General features: G+C 66.2%; 2 protein-coding genes. Both read right to left on the bottom strand.

The annotated features are described in order from the left end of the window. Nucleotides 1–297 (bottom strand): adenosylhomocysteinase (locus KHA85_RS20195; protein ID WP_213186664.1); only part of this gene is annotated, 297 nt, incomplete at its 3' end. Between the two features lie 45 nt (nt 298–342). Next, on the bottom strand, nt 343–450 hold the full coding sequence (locus KHA85_RS20190; RefSeq protein ID WP_498039901.1) for a hypothetical protein: 108 nt from the start codon (nt 448–450) through the stop codon (nt 343–345). Nucleotides 451–461 lie beyond the last annotated feature (11 nt).

The raw sequence follows: 461 nt of genomic DNA, 5'->3' as shown, positions 1-461 counted from the left end.
GTCGAAAGATTCCGACCACTCGCCGGCGTTCATGTCACGCCAGGCGTAAGCCTGCGCGCCCCGCCGTTCCAGCCAGGCCACCACGTCGTTCTGCACCGTGGTGGGATTGCAGGTGGTCAGAAAGATCGCCGCGCCCTTGTCCAGCAGGCCGGCCACCAGCGGCGCCATTTTCAGATCCAGGTGCATATTGCACGCCAGCCGCACCCCGTGCAGGTCCGGCAACGCCGCCACCGCCGCCCGGGTGCGCGGCATATGGCGCATCGCCCAGTTCAATTCGCTCTCGAAATCCTGATACATCCGTTGCTCCTCGGGTGTGCCCCGCCGCCAGGCGTGGCAAAAAAGTTATCCCGCGCGGCCGAGCCGGCGGATCGCCTGCGGCGACAGGCCAAATATGCGGATAAAAGCCCGCCTCATGCGCTCCGGATCGCTGAATCCCACCGAGCGAGCGATCGCCTCCAGCG

The sequence above is a fragment of the Dietzia massiliensis genome, from assembly GCF_018390595.1.
GTDB classification, from domain to species: domain Bacteria; phylum Actinomycetota; class Actinomycetes; order Mycobacteriales; family Mycobacteriaceae; genus Dietzia; species Dietzia massiliensis.
This window is presented reverse-complemented; position numbering and strand designations above follow the sequence as displayed.